Genomic DNA, 6,863 nt, shown 5'->3' on the forward strand with positions numbered 1-6,863 from the left:
TAACTGAGCTAGTAGGATTCGAACCTACGAAGTGCTGGAGTCAGAGTCCAGTGCCTTACCGCTTGGCGATAGCTCATTAGTGCATTGAACATAAATAATTTTACTCCTATTTTTTATAAAATTCAATATTAAAGTTTTATTTTTCGAAAATATAACTTTTTTATGCTCGCCGCCAACAATCATGTTACCTCTTTTATATCAATAATATTCACTTTCATAAATTATTGTAGCTTTTCTATAACATAAATAATGTTTGTACCACAATCTAAGGTTCCTGGATTCTTAGTAAATGCTAACTCCTTTTTTAAAATACAATCCCATAATTCCTTATCATATTTCATCTCGGTAAGTAACTCTTCTTTTACATGGCTAAATAATCCTGCTGAACTCTTTTCTATAACCTGTACAGGTTCATCTGATAAAAGCTCATCTAACTCTATACTCGTCATCATATGTATATAATGTCTACTTGGTACAGGATAATGTTCTTCATCCTGTATGCCTGTCTCAAATAACCACTTGGTCGCATCGATTCCAAAGCGTTCTTTTTCCTGCACTACCCCATCCATATAATACATCAGTGAGCCAATCTTAGACATTACCCCTAATATTAACTTACCACCTGGCTTAAGGATTCTCAGCATCTCTTTGATACCGTCTTTCTCTTTATTAAATAAATAATTTAAAGCACCACCAATACATACAACGACATCATAGCTTGCATCTTTAATTTGTGGCATTGCTGTAATATCAAGCTGTTTGAAATCTTCTATTTCTGTATCTAATTTCAAGCCTCTCATTTTATTTTTATTTACCTTTACTTGTACTGGTGAAAGATCAGAAGTCACAAGCAATCCCGCCATCTTAACGATTTCCTTAGTATATCTTCCTCCGCCTGCGCCTAATTCCATTACATAATCTTTATCTGTAATATATCTTCTTAATATATCTAAATGCACATTGTATATCAATTCGCCCATTCTATTCTTAGTTAAGCGTTCCCACTCTTTTTCAGCAGCTTTATTGTAATACTCTCTTACGTTCTCTGCATCATATTTCATCTAAAATCCCCCTTGATGGTCATTAATATGAGTCTACTCTTTTAACTGTTTTACTCTATTATATTAGCGAATCATTGAATTGTAAATTATTTACTGAATTTTTATTTATTAATATTTTTTATACTAAAGATATTGTGCACTTTTCTCCATGTCTAAATATCAAATTATAATACATAACAAAAAGGCCTTAAATAAAATAACCATTTCATCTAAGGCCTTTTTATCAGGAGAGCGGGTGATGGGAATCGAACCCACGTAGTCAGCTTGGAAGGCTGAAGTTCTACCATTGAACTACACCCGCATCTATCTATATATATATAAACTCTGACTTACAGAGATTGCTTTTGCTTAGTTCCGACTAAATCTGCTTCTTTACAGAATATAAAAACTATATCAATTATTCTTGATAATATTTGTACCACGAACGTTATATATAATAACCTATATTTATATATATGTCAACATTTAGCAAAAAAATATTTTTTTGCTAAAAATATATTTTTTTCTCTTTTTCGTGATATTAAAAAAGCCATAGACTTCATAATCTATGACTTTTAATTATACGCTATATTAACCTTTTACAGCTCCTACTGTTAAGCCTTCTACGATTTGATTACTGAATAAACAGTATACAACGATACTTGGTGCGATAGCTATAATAATCGCTGCAAACATCTGTACATAGTTTGTTGCATATGGTCCTACGAAATATGTTAATGTTACAGGAAGTGTTTTCTTGTTTGGATCTGATATAAATACCATGGCAAGTAATAACTCATTCCAGTTACCTACAAAAGTCATTAATCCTGAAACGAACATACCTGTTTTAGCAAGTGGTAAACCTATTTCAATGAAACATTGATAAATATTACAGCCATCAATACATGCTGCTTCAAATATTTCACCAGGCATGCCTTTAAAGAAACCTACTAATAAAAATATTGTCATTGGTAATGCAAATGCTATATATGGAATAATAAGCCCTATTAATGAATCTGTAAGTCCTAATTTTGTAAAACGTACAAATAAAGGGATAAGTACACAATGAACAGGTACCATCATACCAATTAAAAAATAAGACATCATAGACTTAGAAATTTTCCATTTCATCCTTGCGATTGCAAAGGCTGCCATAGCACCAAAAAATAAACTTACTAAAAGTGCTATACCACAAACAATAACTGAGTTTAATGTTGCTACACCTAATTTACCTACTGTCCAGGCAAATATATAGTTTCCTAATTGTACAACCTCAGGAAGTGCAAAAGGTGATCTCATAACTTCTGCATTAGTTTTTAAAGATACACTTACCATCATAAAAGTGGAAATACATAAACTAAAACTAATAAGATTAGGAAAAAATATATGATTACTTGTACTGGAGAAATGGCTTTTTTGCTTTTAACTTGAGCTAATTCATTATTTGGTGTAACTTGTATACGCTTCATATCTCATTCCCCCTACATTTCGTAATTATCAATCTTAATACATTTATTAATGATGAATGTTACTAATAAACATAATATAAGTAATATAACTGCTATTGCACTAGAATAACCATATTTAAAGTATTTGAAGCCTTGTTGATATAAGTGTGTTGCCAATACTTCTGAATTATGATTTGGTCCACCTTGAGTCATATTGTAAACTAAGTCGAAGAATTTTAATGAACCAATACAGTTTAATGATATTGAAGTAATCATCATTGGTTTAATAAGTGGTAATGTTACATAGAAAAACGCTTTTACTTTTGAAGCACCATCTATATAAGAAGCTTCATATATATCTGTTGAAATATTCATAATCTGTGCCATATAAAGCATCATATTTTGACCTACATATTGCCACAATGCTACAAAAGCGATAACCCACATTGGCAGACAAATAAATCCTGATACATCTGATAACCACAATGGTCCTTTGATACCAACTGTAGCTAAAATTTGGTTAATACCCATCTTAGGATTAAATAAGAATGCCCATAATAAACCTAATGCTGCAGATGATAATACACAAGGGAGGTAATATATATTTTTAAAGAAGTTTCTTCCCTTTTTTATATTAGTTAATAATACTGCTAGCAATAATCCTATGATTTGTTGTGAAATTACTGAGAATATCATAAAAAAGAATGAGTTCTTTAATGCGATGAGCATTGTCTGATCTTCAGTAAATAATTTAATGTAGTTATCAAATCCAATAAACTCTGGCTTAGTTAATGAACCATATTCACAAAATGAATAATAAACTACTTGAATAACCGGAATGAATAAGACAAGTGTAAATAATATAAAGGCTGGTGCAATAAATACTGCTATTGCCTTTTTATTTCTTAAAAGCTTATCCACGACAATCCCCCCTTACCATCTAATCTATAATATAAATATGGGGTTATTCACCCCATATTTATAAAAAGTTTTATTTTCTTACATTCTTATCATAGTAATCTTGGATTTTTTGAACTGCTTGTTCTGGTGTAGCACTACCAAGGAATACTTCTACCATTGCGTTATCAAATGTATCTCCAGCTTCTACACTTGCAAGAGATTCATTATAGAAACCAAATGTACCTGTTGTATCTTTTAAGATATCTTGAATATAAGATAATTGTTTTGGAGCTTTACTATAATCAATTTCTACATTTGTTACAGGAATCTTTCCACCAATTTCTGCAACATATTTTTGAGATGTCTCGTTTGTGAACTCTTTCATTAACGCAATACAAGCATCTTTATGTTCTGTTTTAGAACTCATTACAAGGTTATCTGTTTTTACAATCATACGGTTAGGATCTGCGCCACCTTCGATTGCTGGGAATCTAAATACACCACATTTATCTTCAAATTCTGGATTGTTACCATTGATTTGTCCGATTGCCCAAGAACCTTGAACTAACATACCAGCTTCTCCATTGTAGAAATTAGCTGTTGCTTGGTCATTAGAGTCACCAACTGCTGTTTCTTGGAAGTATTGAGATAACTCTTTAAGATCTGTAGCAGCTTTTACGAAACTTTCACTTGTCCAATCAAGTGTACCGTTTGTAATACCTTCTAAGTTATCTGGTCCGCCTTCACGGTCACATAAGTAACCAGCTACCATTGATAAACACCAAGCTGTACTAGCTGAGCAAGAGATAGGTGCATAACCTGCATCTTTAATCTTTTGACATACATCTAACATTTCATCAAATGTTTCTGGTGGTTGTACACCTGCTTTATCAAAGATTTCTGTGTTATAGAATACACATGCTGCCGCGAAACATGTTGGAATAGCCATAATTTTATCATCATATGTAATTCTTTCAAAGATACCGTCATTGAAAGTGCCATACCATTCACTTTCTTCATTTTTTAAGATATCTGTTAAATCTTGTGCAACTCCTGATTCTACATATTGTGTTAAGTTAGGACCTGGGTTACAGATAAATACGTCTGGTGTATTATTGGCTGCAACTAAAGCATTTAATTTTGTATCATATTCTTCAAGGTTTGTTGTAATAACATTTACATGATATTTGCCTTTGTATTCTTCATTAAATCGATCAATAACGTCTTTATATCCTTTAGTAATTAAGTCTTCTGTAGCATTTAAATCATCCCAGAACATCCAAGTGATTTCTTCTTCATTTCCTGTAGCTTCACTTGTTGTTTCTGTAGCTGCTGTCTCTGTTTTACCATTGCTGGCATTAGAACCCGTATCAGTAGAAACTTTACATCCCCCTAATAAAGTTGTTAATATAGAAGTACTTAATAACGCCAATATAAACTTCTTTTTCATATCGCTTTCCCCCTTAGAAATTTTCCTTATTACTAAATGAAGATCTTATATTATATATTTTAACAAAGCGTTATAGTATCCACTACTCAATAATTGCCATATAATTATTAATTATTGCTGAATTTATATGCAAACTGACTATATTCCTATTTAAAAACCACATGTCACATTACACTTACCTGTGTATTTTGCTTAATTTATATATAATACTCTATACTTATTTGTACTTTTACTATACTTACTCTATTGTTTTTAGTGCTTAATACCACCACTATATTTTTATAGCCCCTATGTTTACTAATCATTAGATTTTATCATAATACTTAAATAATTATAAGGAGAGTTTGAATTATGATTGAACATTTAAATGGAATACATGAAATCGTGGATTATAAAGCCAATACTAACTTAAGGCTCTATGATAATACCGTATGTGAAAATTACCCTGCTCACTGGCATACTCCTATTGAAATCATTATGCCAATATCTAATAATTACACCATTATCCTTAATGATATAGTGAGGGAATTACACCCTTCTGATATTATCTTCATTTCACCTGGAGTCGTTCACGAATTAAAAGCACCACCTTTTGGTAGACGTATTATTTTCCAAGCAGAACTTACACTATTACGCCAACTCAAGGATTTTGAATCTATATCAAATCTTATTTCTCCTGCTATTATTATTACCTCTGAAACGCATCCACATCTCCATGCGATTTTACAAAAGAAACTATTGGATATCTTTAATGAATATACAAGTACTACGCCCTACTATGAATTAGCTATCTATTCCAATTTAATGGACATGCTTATTAATATTGGGCGTCATAATTTCAAACATACAGAATGCTTCACCTTAAACAATCAGATACCTAAAGAACATATCGATAAATTTATGAGTATCTGCGATTACATAACGGCCCACTGTACCGAAAACTTAACGCTAAATGATATTGCTCATCTAGCCGGCTTTAGCAAATATCACTTTGCTAGGCTGTTTAAGCAGTTCACTAACACAACCTTTTACAAATATCTCACTAAAAAACGCATCGAATATGCAGAACAACTCCTAATCAATCCAAACTTGCCAATCACAGAAATTGCCCTACAATCCGGCTTCTCAAATCAATCTGCATTTATTAGGATGTTTAAACTTACAAAATCATGTACACCTACTGAATTTAGAAATATGTACCATGCCTAGAAATTTGGTGAAATTATATTTTTTTGATTACAATAATTTTAAATATTCTTGCTTTACCTTTATATTTCGATTTATCATTATTTTATGGCACAACAAATAGACAGATTGCTCATCTGTCTAAAAAAATATATAATTATGTATGGTTACACTACTCGATATAGAAAACTAACTATTGCTTGGGTTTTGACTTTCCGAGAGTCTCAACGCCCAAGTCTTACTGGTAATGTATACTTTTCGATAAGCTTAATCACATCTGGTGGACTTATTTGTCGTTTCTTTCGTAGGTATTCCCTGCAAGTATAAATGGCAATAGTAAAGTTCACCTGTTTTGTTTTATTGGATACATCACTTTGCTCAATAACATGCGTGGTAATTAGTTCACAATAGTTATATAGCGTTAATCTAGCAAAAATTTCTTGTTTTATATAGTCCACTTTTTTAGCGTGGAAACTTGTTAATCCAATGGCATACTTTAATTCTCTAAAGGATGTTTCAATTCCCCATCTTAAATGATATATTTCTTTGAGCTTTTCTGATGGAAATTTAAATCTATCAAAGTTTGTAACTACTAGCTCATAGGAATCCTTAGATATCTTAAATCTTGCAATACGAAATGACATTGTATACTGCTTTTGTTTTCTTGTAAATGAAAGGATTATGTCAGTATCAAAAATCTCGTCATTTAAAGATTTGGATAGCGAAAGCGCCCGCACATTATGAGTTATATGTCAAGAATTTTTTACAAAATAAAAAGACCCCTATCATTTCTGATATAGAGATCTTAAATCGTCATCTTAACTTAATGACATTACCCTA

The 6,863-nt window shown here is 31.5% G+C and carries 7 protein-coding genes and 2 tRNA genes; 1 reads left to right on the top strand and 8 read right to left on the bottom strand.

The window, feature by feature from the left end:
- Positions 1 to 3: 3 nt before the first annotated feature.
- The 7 genes from JCM14822_RS10635 to JCM14822_RS10660 all read right to left on the bottom strand — a co-directional run bounded on the left by JCM14822_RS10635 (position 4) and on the right by JCM14822_RS10660 (position 4,838).
- Positions 4 to 76: transfer RNA gene (locus JCM14822_RS10635), tRNA-Gln, on the bottom strand.
- Positions 77 to 221: 145 nt separating this feature from the next.
- Entirely contained in the window at positions 222 to 1,061 is an 840-nt protein-coding gene (locus tag JCM14822_RS10640) for a class I SAM-dependent methyltransferase (RefSeq protein WP_054742225.1), read from the bottom strand.
- Between the two features lie 230 nt (positions 1,062 to 1,291).
- Positions 1,292 to 1,362 (bottom strand) — tRNA-Gly (locus JCM14822_RS10645).
- Between the two features lie 269 nt (positions 1,363 to 1,631).
- On the bottom strand, positions 1,632 to 2,339 hold the full coding sequence (locus tag JCM14822_RS10650; protein WP_242861476.1) for a carbohydrate ABC transporter permease: 708 nt from the start codon (positions 2,337 to 2,339) through the stop codon (positions 1,632 to 1,634).
- Between the two features lie 35 nt (positions 2,340 to 2,374).
- The gene (locus JCM14822_RS22575) at positions 2,375 to 2,509 is read right to left on the bottom strand and encodes a hypothetical protein (RefSeq protein ID WP_278287206.1); all 135 of its coding nucleotides are present in this window, start codon (positions 2,507 to 2,509) and stop codon (positions 2,375 to 2,377) included.
- A gap of 12 nt (positions 2,510 to 2,521) precedes the next feature.
- Entirely contained in the window at positions 2,522 to 3,409 is an 888-nt protein-coding gene (locus JCM14822_RS10655; RefSeq protein WP_054742226.1) for a carbohydrate ABC transporter permease, read from the bottom strand.
- Between the two features lie 70 nt (positions 3,410 to 3,479).
- A complete protein-coding gene (locus tag JCM14822_RS10660; protein WP_054742227.1) occupies positions 3,480 to 4,838 on the bottom strand; it encodes an ABC transporter substrate-binding protein in 1,359 nt (452 codons plus the stop codon).
- Positions 4,839 to 5,189: 351 nt separating this feature from the next.
- Between JCM14822_RS10660 and JCM14822_RS10665 the strand changes: the two genes are divergently transcribed.
- Positions 5,190 to 6,047, top strand: coding sequence for a helix-turn-helix transcriptional regulator (locus tag JCM14822_RS10665; protein WP_054742228.1), 858 nt, complete (start codon positions 5,190 to 5,192; stop codon positions 6,045 to 6,047).
- Between the two features lie 200 nt (positions 6,048 to 6,247).
- On the opposite strand, the gene JCM14822_RS10670 is transcribed toward JCM14822_RS10665, so the two are convergent.
- Positions 6,248 to 6,667, bottom strand: a complete 420-nt coding sequence (locus JCM14822_RS10670; RefSeq protein WP_242861477.1) for a transposase — start codon at positions 6,665 to 6,667, stop codon at positions 6,248 to 6,250.
- Positions 6,668 to 6,863: the final 196 nt, after the last annotated feature.

The organism is Cellulosilyticum ruminicola JCM 14822 (genome assembly GCF_001311925.1).
Lineage (GTDB): Bacteria > Bacillota > Clostridia > Lachnospirales > Cellulosilyticaceae > Cellulosilyticum > Cellulosilyticum ruminicola.

What these genes read in the sequence shown, in the direction of transcription:
- JCM14822_RS10640 (WP_054742225.1), bottom strand. Translation starts at nt 1,061, where the DNA reads ATGAAATATGATGCAGAGAACGTAAGAGAGTATTACAATAAAGCTGCT.
- JCM14822_RS10650 (WP_242861476.1), bottom strand. Translation starts at nt 2,339, where the DNA reads ATGAGATCACCTTTTGCACTTCCTGAGGTTGTACAATTAGGAAACTAT.
- JCM14822_RS22575 (WP_278287206.1), bottom strand. Translation starts at nt 2,509, where the DNA reads ATGAAGCGTATACAAGTTACACCAAATAATGAATTAGCTCAAGTTAAA.
- JCM14822_RS10660 (WP_054742227.1), bottom strand. Translation starts at nt 4,838, where the DNA reads ATGAAAAAGAAGTTTATATTGGCGTTATTAAGTACTTCTATATTAACA.
- JCM14822_RS10665 (WP_054742228.1), top strand. Translation starts at nt 5,190, where the DNA reads ATGATTGAACATTTAAATGGAATACATGAAATCGTGGATTATAAAGCC.
- JCM14822_RS10670 (WP_242861477.1), bottom strand. Translation starts at nt 6,667, where the DNA reads ATGTCATTTCGTATTGCAAGATTTAAGATATCTAAGGATTCCTATGAG.